11 protein-coding genes are annotated in these 16,190 nt (G+C 60.9%); 5 read left to right on the top strand and 6 right to left on the bottom strand.

Translation table 11 applies throughout. From position 1 onward, the window contains the following. Window positions 1-59 precede the first annotated feature (59 nt). Window positions 60-296, top strand: a complete 237-nt coding sequence (locus tag IG629_RS12700) for a YdcH family protein (protein ID WP_193172312.1) — start codon at window positions 60-62, stop codon at window positions 294-296. A gap of 5 nt (window positions 297-301) precedes the next feature. Here the strand turns inward: IG629_RS12700 and IG629_RS12705 are convergent, their stop codons facing one another. Further along, the gene (locus IG629_RS12705) at window positions 302-3,517 is read right to left on the bottom strand and encodes a response regulator (protein ID WP_193172313.1); all 3,216 of its coding nucleotides are present in this window, start codon (window positions 3,515-3,517) and stop codon (window positions 302-304) included. Between the two features lie 370 nt (window positions 3,518-3,887). Here IG629_RS12705 and IG629_RS12710 point away from each other — a divergent pair, with 370 nt between their 5' ends. Both IG629_RS12710 and IG629_RS12715 read left to right on the top strand, forming a co-directional pair. Further along, complete coding sequence (locus IG629_RS12710) at window positions 3,888-8,747, top strand: NAD-glutamate dehydrogenase (protein WP_193172314.1); 4,860 nt, start codon at window positions 3,888-3,890, stop codon at window positions 8,745-8,747. 18 nt (window positions 8,748-8,765) lie between these two features. Further along, the gene (locus tag IG629_RS12715; RefSeq protein ID WP_193172315.1) at window positions 8,766-10,064 is read left to right on the top strand and encodes an MFS transporter; all 1,299 of its coding nucleotides are present in this window, start codon (window positions 8,766-8,768) and stop codon (window positions 10,062-10,064) included. Here the strand turns inward: IG629_RS12715 and IG629_RS12720 are convergent. Together IG629_RS12720 and IG629_RS12725 are read right to left on the bottom strand one after the other, a co-directional pair. Next, on the bottom strand, window positions 10,030-11,118 hold the full coding sequence (locus tag IG629_RS12720) for a site-specific DNA-methyltransferase (protein WP_193172316.1): 1,089 nt from the start codon (window positions 11,116-11,118) through the stop codon (window positions 10,030-10,032). The two genes, IG629_RS12715 and IG629_RS12720, sit on opposite strands and share 35 nt — an antisense overlap. Window positions 11,119-11,263: 145 nt before the next feature. Next, window positions 11,264-11,908 carry a ribonuclease HII gene (locus IG629_RS12725; protein WP_028466179.1) on the bottom strand — a complete coding sequence of 215 codons (645 nt, stop codon included), beginning with the start codon at window positions 11,906-11,908 and terminating at the stop codon, window positions 11,264-11,266. A 282-nt stretch (window positions 11,909-12,190) separates the two neighbouring features. Between IG629_RS12725 and IG629_RS12730 the strand changes: the two genes are divergently transcribed. Next, on the top strand, window positions 12,191-12,790 hold the full coding sequence (locus tag IG629_RS12730) for a LysE family translocator (protein WP_028466180.1): 600 nt from the start codon (window positions 12,191-12,193) through the stop codon (window positions 12,788-12,790). Between the two features lies 1 nt (window position 12,791). Here IG629_RS12730 and IG629_RS12735 read toward each other — a convergent pair whose 3' ends face one another. From IG629_RS12735 to IG629_RS12745, 3 genes are read right to left on the bottom strand one after another with little or no spacing between them, the layout of a single operon-like run. Further along, window positions 12,792-13,937 (bottom strand): PA0069 family radical SAM protein, encoded by a 1,146-nt coding sequence (locus tag IG629_RS12735; protein WP_193172317.1) that lies wholly within the window; start codon window positions 13,935-13,937, stop codon window positions 12,792-12,794. 41 nt (window positions 13,938-13,978) lie between these two features. Next, window positions 13,979-14,188 (bottom strand): DUF4169 family protein, encoded by a 210-nt coding sequence (locus IG629_RS12740; protein WP_193172318.1) that lies wholly within the window; start codon window positions 14,186-14,188, stop codon window positions 13,979-13,981. Window positions 14,189-14,220: 32 nt separating this feature from the next. Then, a complete protein-coding gene (locus IG629_RS12745; protein ID WP_193172319.1) occupies window positions 14,221-15,282 on the bottom strand; it encodes an aminoglycoside phosphotransferase family protein in 1,062 nt (353 codons plus the stop codon). A 110-nt stretch (window positions 15,283-15,392) separates the two neighbouring features. Here IG629_RS12745 and IG629_RS12750 point away from each other — a divergent pair, with 110 nt between their 5' ends. Further along, window positions 15,393-16,187: a TIGR04283 family arsenosugar biosynthesis glycosyltransferase gene (locus IG629_RS12750; RefSeq protein ID WP_226886661.1), complete on the top strand. Its 795-nt coding sequence runs from the start codon at window positions 15,393-15,395 to the stop codon at window positions 16,185-16,187. Window positions 16,188-16,190: the final 3 nt, after the last annotated feature.

Below are 16,190 nucleotides of genomic sequence, written 5' to 3' on the forward strand. Positions count from 1 at the left end.
CTGTGTTCCTGTGACCTCAGGCGATCTTCAGATCATTTACGACTGCCAGGAGGCAAAAAATGTCCCACGTCCCCCACGAGCTCGCAGACGAATTTCCGAATGCGGCAGAGAAAATTCATGAGCTGAAGCTCAGCAACGCCCATTTTGCCAAAATCGCGGACGCGTATCATGAGGTGAACCGGGAAATTCACCGGATCGAAGCGGAAATCGAGACCCCGTCCGATGCCTATGCAGAAGAGCTGAAGAAGAAGCGGCTTGCCCTCAAGGATGAGGTCGCATCATTTCTGAACCCTTGAAACTGCTAGCTCTCGGCGAGGTCGGCCTCAAGCAGATTCAATCCCTGCAGATGGCCACGGATTTCGCCGAGAGCGGCCTCGATTTCCTGCTCGAATTTCTCTTGAACAGAGGCGATTGAAGGCCCGGAGACACCATCGTCGCGCAGACATTTTTCCAGAGTGTCCGCTACCGCACTGAGAGCCATGAGGCCAAGGTTTCCGGAAACCCCTTTCACCTGATGCGCCAGTCTCTCCGCGGCAATGCTATTGCCCTCGTCGAGGTAGGTCCGCAATTCACCCGCCGTTCCCGCATTTTGCCGGCAGAACTCGTTGAACAGCTTCGCCGCGGTATCCGCCGCACCAAGCAGTTGCACCATCTTGTCGAAAGGCGCGTATCCATGCACGGGCACTTCGGGCCGCGGCTGCGCAGTCACCGATAGTGCCATGCTGGCCTTCTCAACCCTGACAGCAGACAGAGCCTCGTAGAGTTTTTCTTCCGAGATCGGCTTGGCGACATGGCCGTTCATGCCTGCGGCCAGACATCGCTCGACCTCCGATGTCATTGCATGTGCCGTCGCGGCAATGATCGGCAGATCCCCAAACCGGCCATCGCTTCTTATCCGCCTGGTCGCCTGAATTCCGTCCAGCACGGGCATCTGGATGTCCATCAGCACAGCATCGAAGCGGCCGGGGTCTGATCCTGTCACCGCTTCCACGGCCGCTTCGCCGTTCCCGACAAGCTCGACTTCGGCGCCAACTCCACGCAACACAGCTTCGACAACCTGCTGGTTGATCTGATTATCCTCGGCAACGAGGATTCGCATCCCCCGAAGGTGCACAGCCGCAGCATCGGCAAGGTCTCGTTCCACGTCCGAGGGTTCCTGGTTTTTCCAGAAAGCGTTCAGAAGCCGCACGATACGGTGCTGTGAAAGCGGTTTCGTGAGAACAGCACTGGCGCCAGCCGCCCGCGCATCGTCCCCGAGAGCTTCTGTATTCGCACCGGTGACCAGCACAATCTTTGGCAGGGCATCATCAGCCGCCGCCGCCAGAATATCCCTGGTGGCCTGGACCCCGTCCCCATCGGGCATCATCCAGTCCATGAAGATGATATTGAACGGCGCATCTGCGCGACGCGCCTCGGCGACCGCAGCAATTGCCTCAGCGGCCGAGCCCGCTTCCGCAACCTCCAGGGCCAGGGGCTTGAGCATGCCTGACATAACCAGGCGGGCTGTCGGATTGTCATCCACGACGAGAACCCGCCAGTCTTCAAAACGCCCGGCATCCAGCCCACCGGCCCGCTGCGCAAGCAACGATAAATCAAACGGCAAGACTACATGGAATATGCTGCCTTTGCCCGGCGTGCTTTCAGCCCAGACCCGACCGCCCATCCGGGTAGCCAGATCGAGGCAAATCGACAGCCCGAGACCGGTTCCGCCGAACTGTCGGGTGGTCGAGATATCGGCCTGGGTGAAGGGCTTGAAGATCTTGTCCTGCTGCTCGGCAGTCATGCCGATGCCGGAATCCTCGACCTTGAAATGCAGATCGACGCGGCCCTCGCTTATCTCACGCGGATGAACGGAAAGTTTGACCAGCCCTGCCTTCGTGAACTTGACGGCGTTGCTGCACAGGTTTGTCAAAATCTGGCCGACCCGCAGCGGATCCCCGAACAGATCGACGGGCATATCCGGGTCAATTTCGATCTCGAATGAAAGACCCTTCTCGTCTGCCCGGTCTTTCGCCAGACCACCGACCTGCTCGATAATCTCTTTCAGATCGAAATCGGTCGCCTCGATCTCAAGCTGACCGGCCTCGATCTTCGAGAAATCGAGCACATCGTTGATGATCCCCATCAGGATTTGTGAGGAGGAAACAATCTTTCCGAGGAAGTCTGACTGGTTTTCATCAAGCCGGGTCCGCTGCAGCAACCGGCTGAGGCCGATGATACCGTTGAGCGGCGTGCGGATTTCATGACTCATATTGGCAAGAAATCCGGATTTCGCCTGATTGGCGGCTTCGGCTTCTTTCTGGCGCTGTTTCAGCTCAGTGATATCGACCCTGAAAGACAGGAAACCACCATCCGGTGTTCGCGAATCCTGAACGCGGATCCAGCGCCCGTCCGGCAGGGCCTGCTCGAATGCCGGCCCTGGCTCCCTGAACTGCTGCATGCGCAAGGCAACCCAGTCTTCCACACGCCCGACGGCCTCGCATATCTCTCCAGCATTGGCGGCAACACGAATGATATCCTCGTACAGGGCCCCGGGGATCATGGCCGCCCCCGCGCTGGGATAGAGTTTCTTGAAACGCTCGTTGCAAATCACCATTCGCATGTTTCGGTCATAGAGAATGAAAGCGCCATTCATGGCGTCGAGCGCGATACGCAGCTGCCGTTCGGCCTCGGTTGCTTTTTCCTTGGCCTCGACCAGACCATTTTCCTGCATCGCAAGAGTTTCCAGGTCCCGACGGCGGCGTTCCTGAAAAAGCCCAATCCCGAAGAGCGGTATCACAATCGCCGTTCCGATCAGACCGACGGGAATCCAGACATCCCGGTAAATCGATTCCGGAGCAATCCAGCCGCCTTTCGGACGCCCTCCCAGATACCAGCTACCGACCGGCAAATTAACTTGTTGCAAGACGGGCATGTCTTCGAAGATTGCTTCGCTGCCGAAGAACACGTCGCCGGTCAGCCCGCTCCCGTCACGTCCACGGATCGCGAACTCAAAATCCAACGTCGCCGGGTCTGCCCCGGCCGCAGCGTAAAGTTTTTCTGCGTCGATAACGGCCGAGACCAAGCCCCAGAAAAACTCGGTGCCGTCCTTGTCTTTGGCAAAGACCGGATATCGCCCGATAATCCCGACCCCGCCCTGAAGGAGCGTCAGCGGCCCGGCGAGCACCAGATCTCCATTATCGCGGGCCGTGAGCGCTGCGGCGCGCTGTTTCTCGTTCTTTCGATAATCGAGCCCGATCGCCGCTTCATTACCTTCGAGCGGATAAATATACCGCAGCACAAGATCCGGTGCGGCGCCGATATTCCGTAGTTGCAGCCTGCTTGTGAACAGGCGCTCGGCAATATTGTTGAACCGGTTCTGAGACAGATCGGGGTCTGTCGAGATGACAGCGGCGAGACCGCCTACAAGCCGCAGATTCGCACCAATCTCGCCCTCAAGGCGCGTTCGGAGCAGATTGAGTTCGTGGGAAACATGGCTCCGCGTTTCGGCAAAATATTTGTCCCGGGCTTCCTCCATGAGGAGAAACCCAATCCCAATCGCCGCGGCTATAGCCATGACGGCCGGGGCCATTGAAATAAATCGACCTCGCATACACTCTTCCTGACCCAAGGCCTCCAAAGGCCCCTATACCCGGTATTGTCTCCTTTGAAAGATGGCCGATGGCCGTTACGATTCTCTTAAGAGGCCGTTTATTCAGGCTACAACTCTGCCGCGCTGCACCCGGCCTGGTGACAATCAAACGGCCTTCTTCGTTCGGCCGGGCTTCTTTGGGTGCCGAACTCCGTTATTTGCCGGAATTTCAATAATTTGACGCTTCAGCGCCCGATTCAATTGGGTTAGCCTGTTTATGGGCTGGCTCAAGCGTTCGGTGGCGGGAGGAAATCGCATGCGCGATAAGTTGCACACCTTGAAGCAAGAACTCGTCGACGGCGTTATCGCACTCGCAGAAGAGCGGATCGCCAAGGACAAGCAGGCGGAAGCCAAAAGCTTCATCAGGCAGTTCTACGCAAATGTCGCGCCTCAGGATATTTTGTCCGAGGAGGTGGAAGACCTGTTCGGCAGCGCATTGTCGATCTGGACCTTCGGCAAGACCCGGGCGCCGGGCACTGCCAAGATCCGGGCCTACAATCCCCGCTTTGAAGCCGCCGGCTGGCAGTCGCCCCACACTGTCATCGAGATCGTCAATGACGACATGCCGTTTCTGGTGGACTCAGTCACCACGGCGCTGACAACACTGGACTTGACAGTCCACCTCGTCATCCACCCGATCCTGAAGATCGACCGATCATCGAGCGGCAAGGCCCAGGCACTACTGGATCAGGAAGAGCCCTGCGACGGCATGATCCGCGAATCCTTCATGCAGCTACGCATCTCCGAGCAGAGCTCTGCAGAGGTCCTGTCCAGCATCGAGGCTGAGTTACACTCAGTGCTCGAAGATGTGAGGGCTTCCGTCGAGGACTGGCGGACAATGCGGGAGAAGGTACTCGACGTCGTCACCGAGATCGGTGTGCGCGAGACCCCGCACAACCGGGAGGAAGTCAGCGAGGTCATCGATTTCCTGCGCTGGATCGAGGATAACCACTTCACCTTCCTCGGCTATCGTGAGCTGGACTATGTCGACAGTGGAAAGAACGCGCACATGGAGGTTGTCGACGGCTCCGGCCTCGGCATCCTGCGAAAGCCGGAGACCAGCGTATTCGGCGGATTACGGGAACTGGGCAAACTTCCCGCAGATGTAAGAAGTTTTCTGACCAGTCCCGACCTGCTGCTGATCATGAAGGCGAACCGCAAGGCCCGGGTCCATCGTCCTGTCTATATGGACACGATCATCGTCAAGAAGATCGACAAGACGGGCAAAGTCACTGGCGAACATCGGTTCATCGGCCTCTTCACGTCGGTCGCCTACAATCAGAGCCCCGGCGAAATCCCGATGCTACGGCAAAAGGTGCAGCGGATTGTCTCCCGCGGCGGCTTCGCGCAGGAGAGTCATGACGGCAAGGCTCTGATCAACATCCTTGAGACCTATCCGCGCGATGAGCTGTTTCAGGCCAGCGAGGATGCCCTGCTCGCCACGTCAATCGGCGTTCTGCACTTGCAGGAACGGCAGAAAACCGCGCTGTTCGTGCGTTCTGACCCGTTCGAACGATTTGTTTCCGTAATAATATTTGTCCCACGCGATCACTACACAACCCAGATCAGGGAGCGGTTTGCCGACATCCTAGCGCACGCCTTCAAGGGCCACGTTGCAGCCTTCTACACACAGATGTCAGAATCCGTCCTCGCGCGCCTTCATTTCATTGTCGCAACGGAACGGGGGGCAGTCCCCGATGTCGACGTCGAGGAACTTGAGCATCGTCTGGCAGATGCGGCCCGGTCCTGGTCCGACAAGCTTCATCAGGCCCTGGTCGAAGCCAAGGGCGAGGAGCGGGGCAACGCGCTGCACCGTCGCTACCGGAATGCCTTTCCCTCTTCTTACCGGGAAGCGTATTCCGCGCAGGGCGCGATCTTCGACATTGAGCGGATCGAGGAAACCATTGCGGGCGGCAGTCTCGCCATGAACCTGTTCCGCCCCATCGGATCGGAAGAGACTCAGCTCTATCTCAAGTTTTTCCATACCGACACGCCGGTGCCGCTCTCCGACGTCATGCCGATGATCGAGAACATGGGTGTGCGGGTCCTCAGTGAGCGGCCCTATGAAGTGGTCTCCAAGGATCTCTCCAACACAGTCTGGATCCACGATTTCGAGATGCAGCTCCGCAACGGACAAAGCGTCGATATCGAATCCATGCGCCAACCGTTCCACGACGCCTTCGAGGCAGTGTGGACCGGCAAGATGGAGAATGACGGGTTCAACATCCTCATCCTGCAGGCCGGTCTGACATGGCGCGAGGTCGCCATGTTGCGGGCTTATGCGAAATATCTGCGTCAGGCAGCTTTCACCTTCTCCCAGGCCTATATGGAAGAGACCCTGGCGGAGAACGCATCGATCGCGAAGCTGCTGGCCCGCCTCTTCGAGGCACGGTTCAATCCGGAGGTGGATGAGGCCAAGCGTGCCACGACAGCGAAAGAGATCGTGGCCGAGATCGAGGCTGCGCTCGATAATGTCGCCAACCTCGATCAGGACCGGATTATCCAGCGCTATCTCAACCTGATCCAGTCGACAATGCGGACCAACTATTATCAACCAGACGCCGAAGGTAACCCGAAAACCTACATTTCGTTCAAGCTGGACAGCCAGTCCGTCGAGGACCTGCCGCTTCCGCGTCCCCTGGTCGAAATCTGGGTCTTTTCGCCACGCACCGAGGCCGTGCACCTGCGCGGCGGCCGTGTGGCCCGCGGCGGTATTCGCTGGTCGGATCGCCGGGAGGATTTCCGTACCGAGATTCTCGGCCTGATGAAGGCACAGCAGGTGAAGAATGCCGTCATCGTTCCCGTTGGCTCAAAGGGCGGGTTCGTGGTCAAGCGGCCACCGGCGGACGGCACCCGCGAGGCCATGCAGGCCGAAGCCATCGAATGCTACAAGACGATGATGCGCGGCATGCTGGATATCACCGACAATATCTCCGGTACCGATATCGTGCCTCCGGAGCAGGTCGTCCGGCATGACGAGAACGACCCCTATCTGGTGGTCGCGGCCGACAAGGGCACGGCCACCTTCTCCGACATTGCCAACGGGGTTTCCCAGGAATACGGCTTCTGGCTCGACGACGCCTTCGCATCGGGCGGTTCCGCCGGCTACGATCACAAGAAAATGGCCATCACGGCGCGCGGCGCGTGGGAATCCGTGAAGCGCCATTTCCGGGAAATTGGCATTGATATTCAGACCACGGACTTTTCCGTGGTCGGGGTCGGCGATATGAGCGGTGACGTCTTCGGCAACGGTATGCTGCTGTCGAAGCACATCAAGCTGATCGGTGCCTTCAACCACATGCACATCTTCTTCGATCCCAACCCGGATGCATCGAAGACCTGGGCCGAGCGCCAACGACTATTCGATATGCCGCGCAGCAGCTGGACGGATTACGACACCAAGCTGATCTCCAAGGGAGGCGGAATCTATCCACGGTCCCTGAAGTCGATCGACACCACGCCGGAGATGAAATCCGTGCTGGGTATCAGGGCTGACAAGGTAACACCGAACGACCTGATCCGGGCGATGCTGATGGCCCAGGTCGACCTGCTCTGGTTTGGCGGGATTGGCACCTATATCAAGGAAAGCGGTGAAAGCAGCGCAGACGCGGGTGATCGGGCAAACGACGCACTCCGGATCGACGCCAAGCAGATCGGCGCGAAAGTCGTCGGCGAAGGCGCCAATCTCGGCGTGACCCAGCGCGCCCGCATTGAATATGCACTGGGTGGCGGCCGTATCAATACCGACGCCATCGACAATTCAGCCGGCGTCGACTGCTCCGATCACGAGGTGAATATCAAGATCCTGCTCGGCGGGGTCGTCACAGATGGCGACATGACCCGCAAGCAGCGGGACAAGTTGCTTGAGGAAATGACTGACGAGGTCGCGACCCTGGTCCTGAAAGACAATTACGACCAGAGTCAGGCTCTGACCATGGCGCTGACCGAAGGTACCGCCCTGCTCGACGCAGAAACCCGGCTGATCCGGGAACTGGAGCGCAGCCATCTGAAGCTGAACCGGGAAGTCGAATTCCTGCCTGACGACGAGACGCTTGCCGAACGCCTGGCGGACGGACAGGGCCTGACCCGTCCGGAACTGGCCGTGCTGCTCGCCTACGCGAAGATGGAACTCTATGACGAAATCCTTCCGTCCGATCTGCCTGACGATCCAATGCTGGCGGAAGACCTGATCCGGTATTTCCCGGCCCGCCTGCACGGCAAAATGAACGACGCCATTCGCAGCCACCGGCTGAAGCGCGAGATCATCGCAACCTATGTCGCCAACAGCATGATCAACCGGGTCGGCGCCACTTTCGTGAACGCGGTGCGGGAGCAGACCGGCGATGGATCGCCGGATATTGCCCGTGCCTATACCGTCGCCCGCGATGTATTCGGCATCCGTAACCTCTGGTCGGCAGTGGAAGATCTGGACAACAAGGTTCCCGCCGTGGTGCAGACCGAGATGCTGCAGGACATCAAGAATCTGGTGGAGCGGGCCGCGGTCTGGTTCCTGCGGAACGAGCACAGGCCGCTCGATCTGCAGGCCCTGACCAGCACCTATCTCGACGGTGTGACCGAGCTGACGTCCGAGCTCGACACGGTGCTGACCGACTCCCACCGGGACGCCGTGCAGAAGAAAGCAGCAAAGCATGAAGCCGCAGGTGTACCGAAGGAACTGGCCCGCGGTGTCGCCAGTGCCGACATTCTGATTTCAGGCTGCGATATCGTCCGGCTGTCCGGCCAGATCGAAGAAAGTGTCCTCCGCGTGGCGGAAGTCTACTTCGCTGTCGGGCAACAGTTCTCGCTCGACTGGCTGCGAGAGCGCGCCGATCACGTGGTTGCGGAGTCCCACTGGCAGAAGATGGCCGTCGCCGCCATCGTCGACGATTTCTACAGCCATCAGTTCCAGCTGGCCCAGAATGTCCTGGCCGAACGCGGCAACGGAAAGAGCAAGAAAGCACCAGCAGGCGCACTGATCGAGAAATGGGAGAAATCCCGGAGTGACCCGGCGGCACGGATGAGCAGACTCCTTGCCGATCTGAGGGCCGCCGACGGCGTCGATCTTTCCATGCTGGCTGTGGCGAACGGCCAGTTCCGTTCGCTGCTCGCCCACTAAACCGGCGGGCCTGTCTCCGTGGACTCCGGTCAATCCGTCGCCTCCCGATATCCGGGGCGGCGCGCGGCACTCTCATGGTGCCTGTTCGATTGGGCGAATTCTCCATTGCCGACGGTGATCATCACCTTCGTCTTTTCAGCCTATTTTGCGCGCGGCGTGGTTGGAAACGAAGTCGAGGGCACCGTGCTCTGGAGCCACGCCCTGACTATCGCAGGGCTCGCGGTCGCCGTTCTGGCACCGATACTGGGCGCCATTGCGGATCAAACCGGGCCGAAAAAGCCGTGGCTGGCGGGCTTTTCGGCAATCGGCGTTCTGGCGGCCGGGGCGCTCTGGTACGTGCATCCCGATCCGTCGGACACACTCCTCGCCCTGATCGCCGTCGGACTGGTGCTGATCGGCACCGAGTTCGCCAATATTTTCTATAACGCCATGCTCGCCCGTGTCGCATCGCCCGAGCGGCTCGGCCGCATCGGCGGCTGGGGCTGGGCGCTCGGTTATCTCGGCGCCATTATCTGCCTGCTGATCGCCCTTCTGGTCTTCGTTCAGGCCGAGACGCCGCCGTTCGGGCTGGACAAGGCAGAGGCGGAGCATGTCCGGGCAACCGCCCTGCTGGCCGCCGCCTGGTTCGTGATCTTTTCCATTCCGCTGCTGAAATACGTGCCGGACGATGCCCGGCAGGCCGTCTCGGTTCCCGTCGCGGCTCGTGCGGGGCTCAAGAGCCTGTGGCAAACCTTGCGGTCGCTCCGGGACTATCGGGATATCTGGGTCTTCCTGATTGCCCGCATGCTCTATGCCGACGGGCTCGCCACCCTGTTCCAGTTCGGCGGGCTCTACGCCGCCGGCACCTTCGGGATGAGCTTTGCTGAAATCATCCAGTTCGGCATCGCGCTCAACGTGACAGCGGGTATCGGCGCCTTCGGCTTTGCCTGGATCGATGACCGGATCGGCGCCAAACCGACCATTGCGATCTCACTTGTCGGCCTGATCATTTTCGGGTTTGCCGTGTTGCTGGTCGAGGACGTCGCCTGGTTCTGGATATTCGCCCTGGCCCTCGGCATCTTCGTCGGCCCGTCCCAGTCGGCAAGCCGGACCCTGCTGACACGTATGGCCCCGGCCGAGAAACGAACCCAACTGTTCGGCCTTTATGCCCTGTCGGGCAAGGCTACAAGTTTCCTCGGGCCCGCCCTGCTCGGCTGGGCCACGCTCACCTTCGACAGTCAGCGCGCGGGCATGGCGACGATCCTCGGCTTCTGGATCGTCGGCCTTGCCCTGCTCGCGTTGGTCAGGCCCGCATCTCCGCGCGCACCTGCTGCCTGAAGACGTCGATCGACACGGGATTGCCGCCGCGCTCGACATGCCAGAAGGTCCAGCCGTTGCAGGCCGGTGCTCCCTGGACCGCCGCGCCGACGGAATGGATCGAGCCCTTGGCGCTATCGGAAACCAGTGAGCCGTCCGGGCGCACCTTGGCAAACCAGCGGCGGCGCTGATCGAACAGCACTTCGCCCGGATTGAGCATGCCGCGCTCGACGATATTGCCGAACGGCACACGCGGTTCCGTACGCTTGGTCTCTACAGCCAGAAGACTGTCATCCTCGATCCGCTTGACCGCAGCAATCCGGTCCATGGCGATCTCGGCGTAGGTCTGCTCACGCTCGACACCGATGAAGCGGCGGCCGAGCTTCTTCGCGACCGCGCCGGTGGTGCCTGAGCCAAAGAAAGGATCGAGCACCACGTCACCCGGCTTCGAGGTCGACAGCAACACGCGCGACAGCAAGCTTTCCGGCTTCTGCGTCGGGTGCGCCTTGCGGCCGTCCACCTTGATGCGCTCGGACCCGGTGCAGAGCGGCAGGTGCCAGTCACTGCGCATTTGCTGGTCTTCGTTGAACGCCTTCATGGCGTCGTAGTTGAACGTATACCGCTTGCTGTCCTCGCTCTTGGAACACCAGAGCAGGGTCTCGTGCGCGTTGGTGAAGCGGCGGCCGCGAAAGTTCGGCATCGGGTTGGTCTTGCGCCAGATCACGTCGTTCAGGATCCAGAAGCCGAGATCCTGCAGGACCGAGCCGACCCGATAGATATTGTGGTAGCTGCCGATGACCCAGAGCCCGCCATCGTCCTTCAGGACGCGACGCACCGCCGCGAGCCAGTCGCGGGAGAACCGGTCGTATGTCTGGAAGGTGTCGAACTTGTCCCAATCGTTGTCGACCGCGTCGACAATCGAGTTGTTGGGCCTGAGAAGCTCACCCTGAAGCTGGAGATTGTAGGGTGGATCGGCAAACACCAGATCCACCGATTTCTCCGGCAGTTTATTGATCAATTCAATGCAGTCGCCGACCAGAATCTGGTCCAGCGGCAGCGTGTCTTGCGCCGTCATATCGTCCGTCCGTGCCAGGAAAGATGGCTGGAGTCTCCGGTATCCGGCGAATCACGTCAAGGCGTCGATTTCTTTTTACTAAATAGAGTCAAATACTTACAGAACGAACACAAGATATTGTGTGAAGAACGGTATCGTCTTCTGGTCAGAGTGTGACGCCATCGGCGAGAAGTGCCTCGCGGACCGGCCGGAAGGACCGCCGGTGATGATCCGTGACCCCGTGCGCGGCAATACCGGCCAGATGCTCGGCTGTGCCGTAACCGGCATTACGCTCCCAGCCGTATCCCGGATGAGCCGCCGCCAGAACGCGCATTGCATTGTCCCGGTGCACCTTGGCGATGATCGAGGCGGCGGCGATGCTGAGCGATTTCAGATCGCCTTTCACCACTGCACGCGCGGGAACGGGATTGGGCGGCAAGCGGTTACCGTCGATCAGGTATAGATCCGGAGTTTTATCGAGACGTTGGGACAGAGCAGCAGCAGCCCGTCCCATCGCGACGTAGGTTGCCTGCAGTATGTTGATGCGATCGATCTCTTCGACCTCCGCAACCCCGATGCCATAGGGAACCAGACCGACGAGCGCCCCGGCGATGAGCTCCCGTTTGGCCGCGTTCAGCTTTTTGGAGTCCGTAACGTCCCTCAGAAGCGGGTCGGTATGCAGGGCAAACGGAATGTGCACCGCCGCCGCCATAACCGGCCCCGCAAGCGGCCCGCGCCCGACCTCGTCAATGCCGACAATCACGGCACCCTGTTCGGCGCCGGCTTCGATTTCCAGACTGAAATCAGACAAAAAACTCATTCCTGAGGTACAAAATCGGGATAGGACCCTACCTGAAAATCCGTTTGATACCAAGTCGCTACGCGGTCATTCCGGATATGGAAGCACCGGGTCTGCCGCATTTTCGCACCGGGCCCTACGAAATAGTCCTCCCTGGCGCTACACCTAGATACTGCCACGAAGGAAACCACGAAATATTGTATCCATGACATGGTTCTGCTTGCGGTGTCATGGCCAGATAGCGACCTATTCAGTCGAAAGCCCGTAGACGGGCGCTGCTGCAAGGTTACTCCGATGTTCGACGAATGGATCGCCGGGTTTATCATTTTTGCCCTCACCCTCAGCCTGACACCGGGGCCGAACAACACGCTCTTCACGACGTCCGGAGTGAATTTCGGGATCGCACAAACCGTCCCGCACATCCTCGGCGTGGCCTTTGGTTTCCCCGCCATGCTTGCTGCGGTGGCCCTCGGCCTCTGGTCGCTGCTGAATGCCGTTCCGGGACTGCTGGAAGCCTTGCGCTACGTTTCCATCGCCATCCTCATCTACCTCGCCTGGAAGATCGCCGGCGGTTCAGCCGGCAAGATCGGCCGGCCGGAGCGCCCGATGCGGTTCTACGAGGCCGCCGCCTTCCAGTGGGTGAACCCCAAAGCCTGGCTGATCTCGGCAAGCGCCATGACAACCTTCAGCGGCGTGGCGGCCGATGGCTCGGCGGAGATTTCGTCCCGGCTGCCGGTCATGTGTGCGCTGTTCTTCGCCGTCGTAATCCTCTCCGGCTTCACCTGGGCCGGGATCGGGGCGGGACTTTCGCGCTGGCTGCAGGACGGCATCCGGCTCAGGATCGCGAATATCCTGCTTGCCCTGCTGCTGCTGTCGTCCCTGTTCCTGGCCTGACTTACAGCAGGCTGAGCTGGTCCCCGGCGCGCGGCGGAACGACGAACCGGTCACAGCGCAGTTTCGGGAACGACCCTGTGAGGCCCACCCGCTTCTTCGCAATCTCGAAGCGGCGGTGAATCAGGGCCGCATAGGGGCCGCTGCCCCGCATGCGCTCTCCCCATTCCGCACGGTATAATTCACCGCCCCTGGTCTGGCGGATCAGCGAATAGACCCGATCCGCACGGTCCGGAAAGTGCTGCTCCAGCCATTCCCGGAACAGATCCTTGATCTCGTGCGGCAGCCTCAGAAGGATATGGCCGACGCCGCGCGCGCCGGCTTCCGCCGATGCCTCCACCAGCGCCTCGATTTCACCGTCGTTGATTGCCGGAATGATCGGCGCTGCCAGAACGTGCACGGGAATGCCTTCCGATTTGAGCGCATGCACCGCGTCCAGCCGCCGTCCGGGGGTCGCCGCTCGCGGCTCCATGATGCGGGCAAGATGCCGGTCCAGAGTGGTGATACTCATCGCCACAGATACGAGCCCGCGCGCCGCCATCGGCGCCAGAATGTCGATATCGCGGGTGACCAGCGCCGACTTGGTGACAATCGAGAGCGGATGGCCGAAATCGGACAGGACCTGGAGCACCTGCCGGGTAATCCCGTGCTCCTTCTCGATCGGCTGATAGGGGTCTGTATTTGTCCCGAGCGCCATCACATCCGGTTTGTAGCCGGGCTTTCTCAGCGCATCGTCGAGCAGGGCCGCGGCATCCGGTTTCGCCAGCAGTCTGGTCTCGAAGTCGAGCCCCGGCGAATAGCCGAGATAGGCATGGGTTGGCCGGGCAAAGCAGTAGATGCAGCCATGCTCGCAGCCACGATAGGGATTGATCGAGCGGTCGAACGGGATATCGGGGGATTTGTTCCGGGCGATGATCGTGCGGGAGGCATCAATCCCCACCTCGGTTCTGGGTCTGGCGTCCAGATCCGGGAACTCGGTAGAAGCGCCCTGGAAAGGATTATCGCCGGGCCAGCCGCCAATGACCCGCTGGCGCTGCTCCTGTTCGAACCGGCCGCTGACATTGGTGATCGCCCCGCGCCCCTTGTGCGGAGAACGCTGAATAATGTCCGGGTCCGGTGCATCCGGTGGCTGAAAATCAGGATCGACCATGGCCGGATGATAAATCCGGCAACAGAACAAAACAAGAACAATTAGGTTTCAGAGGGCGGCTCGTCAGGCTCCATGCGATGCCGCTCAAGCCGTTCGGATGCCTGATCGCGGCGTGCTGAAGCTGCCTCGTCCCCGGCTTGCTGTTCTTTTGTACGGCCGAATTTAAGTCTGTTGTCGGCGGCTTTCTCTTCGGCGGCCTGACGGGTCTTCCGCTTGCGAGCCTGCCGCAGATTGACGATCTTGCCACTCATTCGGCCCTCCTTACCGCGCACCCTGCGGCGGCCTAGTCCAGCACCAGCTTGTCCGGCCCCAGCCATTCCCGGCGCACGCGCTCCATCGTCTCCGGCCGGGCCATCCGGCGCAAGCGGTCAAGAACACCTGACAGCATCCGGTCCCGCTGACTCTGATCGCCGCTGCGCGCCACCTGGCCTTCATTCTCCGCGTACCAGCGGCAGCCCCAGGTCGTTGTGCGCAGCCAGGTCAGGCGGCGGAACGGCAGGAACCAGGGCTCCTGTACACGGGCCAGCGACGGCGGCACCGCCGTCCGGTAGGTATCGTAGAAATCCGCGACATCCTCATTGCTGAGCTCGCCACTCACGTCCGGATCCCAGGTAACGGAGGTGTAGAGGCTGGCGTGCGCAAGGTCGATTGCGGGCGATCCGTACTGGGTCTTCTCCATATCGACGAAGATCGCCCGGCCATCCTTCTGCACGACATAATTGCCAGGATGCGTGTCGGTCAGGACAAGCGCCGGTGGCAAAGGCGCCCTGCCATGCTCGGCAGCGAAATCACGGGCCCATTTACGCTCTTCGTCGAGAATGGCGCGGGCCTGCCTGTCCTGCACCAGAGCGGGAATAAATTCCGCCTGATCCTCTATCAGACCGACGAGCGCTTCCACCGGACGTGCTGTCCAGGCGAGCGGGGCCGGATCGTCCGGTGTCGGCAAACGGTGCACGCTGGCCAGAGTCTCGGCAAGCTGCAGCAGGTCCTTTGAAAGATCCACCGCCCTGCCCTCGACCGCATCGACGATCAGCGCGCCGTTCGGCAGCCGCGGACTCGGATCGAGATAGCCATGAAGAACCGGCGTGTGGCGGCTCGGTCCGGCACGCCGGAAGCATTCCGCCTGCAGTGACAGTGCGTCCTCCGGAGTCACATCGCGCCGGACCAGACGCGGGACACGGGCCAGCAGACGCTTGCCTTTCCATGGCCTCTCACCGAGCAGAACGTGATCATGGGCCAGCCCCCGCGCCGGCAGCCTGATCAGATCTTCGAGAGCAAGCGTGGGGAAGGTCTTGAGCTTCATCAGCTCAGCGTGGAGATTGCGCAGGTCGAGGTCGGTCGTCATGGCCGCGAATGCTCTGAAATGCTCTAATCGGGATACCCTGCCGCACTGGCAGGGTCGGTTGCACCTCTGTTAACACACCAGGCAGCGCTGCGGAAAAATAAGGACCGGCCTTGGGATCATCGGACACATCGAAGAATGAAGATCTGTGGCGGGTGCCGCTGCCGGGCGCACTCGGGCCACTGGACGCGCATGGCCGCCGCATCGGGGCGCCGGCACCAGATCTGTCAATCAGTGTCATCATCCCCTGCCTCAACGCAGCGAAGGGCCTTAAGCGCACCCTCGACGCCCTGGCAAGCGCCGAGCGCTCGGGATTCACCCCGGAAATCATCATCGCCGATGGCGGCTCCACCGACGCGACGCGGGACATAGCCGAGGCGGCCGGCGCCAGGGTGATTGACTGCGCGCCCGGCCGCGGCATCCAGCTCGCGGCCGGCGCCAGGGCGGCGAAAGGAGACTGGCTCCTCTTCCTGCATGCTGACACCGCACTGGAGCGGGGCTGGGCATCGAGCGTCATGGTGTTCACCAGCAATGACCGGAACCGTGAGCGCGGGGCTGTTTTCACCTTCGCGCTGGACGACGACAGCCCTGCGGCCCGACGGCTGGAAGGTATGGTGCGCTGGCGCAACCGCTGGCTCGGCCTGCCCTATGGCGATCAGGGATTGCTGATCCACCGGCGTTTCTATCGCCGGCTCGGCGGCTACAAGGAAATCCCGCTGATGGAAGATGTGGAATTCATCCGCCGCATCGGCATGAGCCGCCTCGCCCTGTTCGATATCCGGGCCATCACCTCGGCGGAACGCTATGTGCGCGGCGGTTACATCCGGCGTGCATTGCGCAACCTGTTCTGCCTGACGCTCTTTTTCCTCCGGGTACCGCCCCGACTGATCGCCCGGATCTACGGCTGACCG

This window comes from Nisaea nitritireducens, assembly GCF_014904795.1.
Lineage (GTDB): Bacteria > Pseudomonadota > Alphaproteobacteria > Thalassobaculales > Thalassobaculaceae > Nisaea > Nisaea nitritireducens.

Excerpts from the sequence above, each read along its gene's own strand:
- IG629_RS12730 (WP_028466180.1), top strand. The coding sequence starts at position 12,191 with ATGTTCGACGAATGGATCGCCGGGTTTATCATTTTTGCCCTCACCCTC.
- IG629_RS12740 (WP_193172318.1), bottom strand. The coding sequence starts at position 14,188 with ATGAGTGGCAAGATCGTCAATCTGCGGCAGGCTCGCAAGCGGAAGACC.
- IG629_RS12720 (WP_193172316.1), bottom strand. The coding sequence starts at position 11,118 with ATGACGGCGCAAGACACGCTGCCGCTGGACCAGATTCTGGTCGGCGAC.
- IG629_RS12745 (WP_193172319.1), bottom strand. The coding sequence starts at position 15,282 with ATGACGACCGACCTCGACCTGCGCAATCTCCACGCTGAGCTGATGAAG.
- IG629_RS12705 (WP_193172313.1), bottom strand. The coding sequence starts at position 3,517 with ATGGAGGAAGCCCGGGACAAATATTTTGCCGAAACGCGGAGCCATGTT.
- IG629_RS12710 (WP_193172314.1), top strand. The coding sequence starts at position 3,888 with ATGCGCGATAAGTTGCACACCTTGAAGCAAGAACTCGTCGACGGCGTT.
- IG629_RS12735 (WP_193172317.1), bottom strand. The coding sequence starts at position 13,937 with ATGGTCGATCCTGATTTTCAGCCACCGGATGCACCGGACCCGGACATT.
- IG629_RS12700 (WP_193172312.1), top strand. The coding sequence starts at position 60 with ATGTCCCACGTCCCCCACGAGCTCGCAGACGAATTTCCGAATGCGGCA.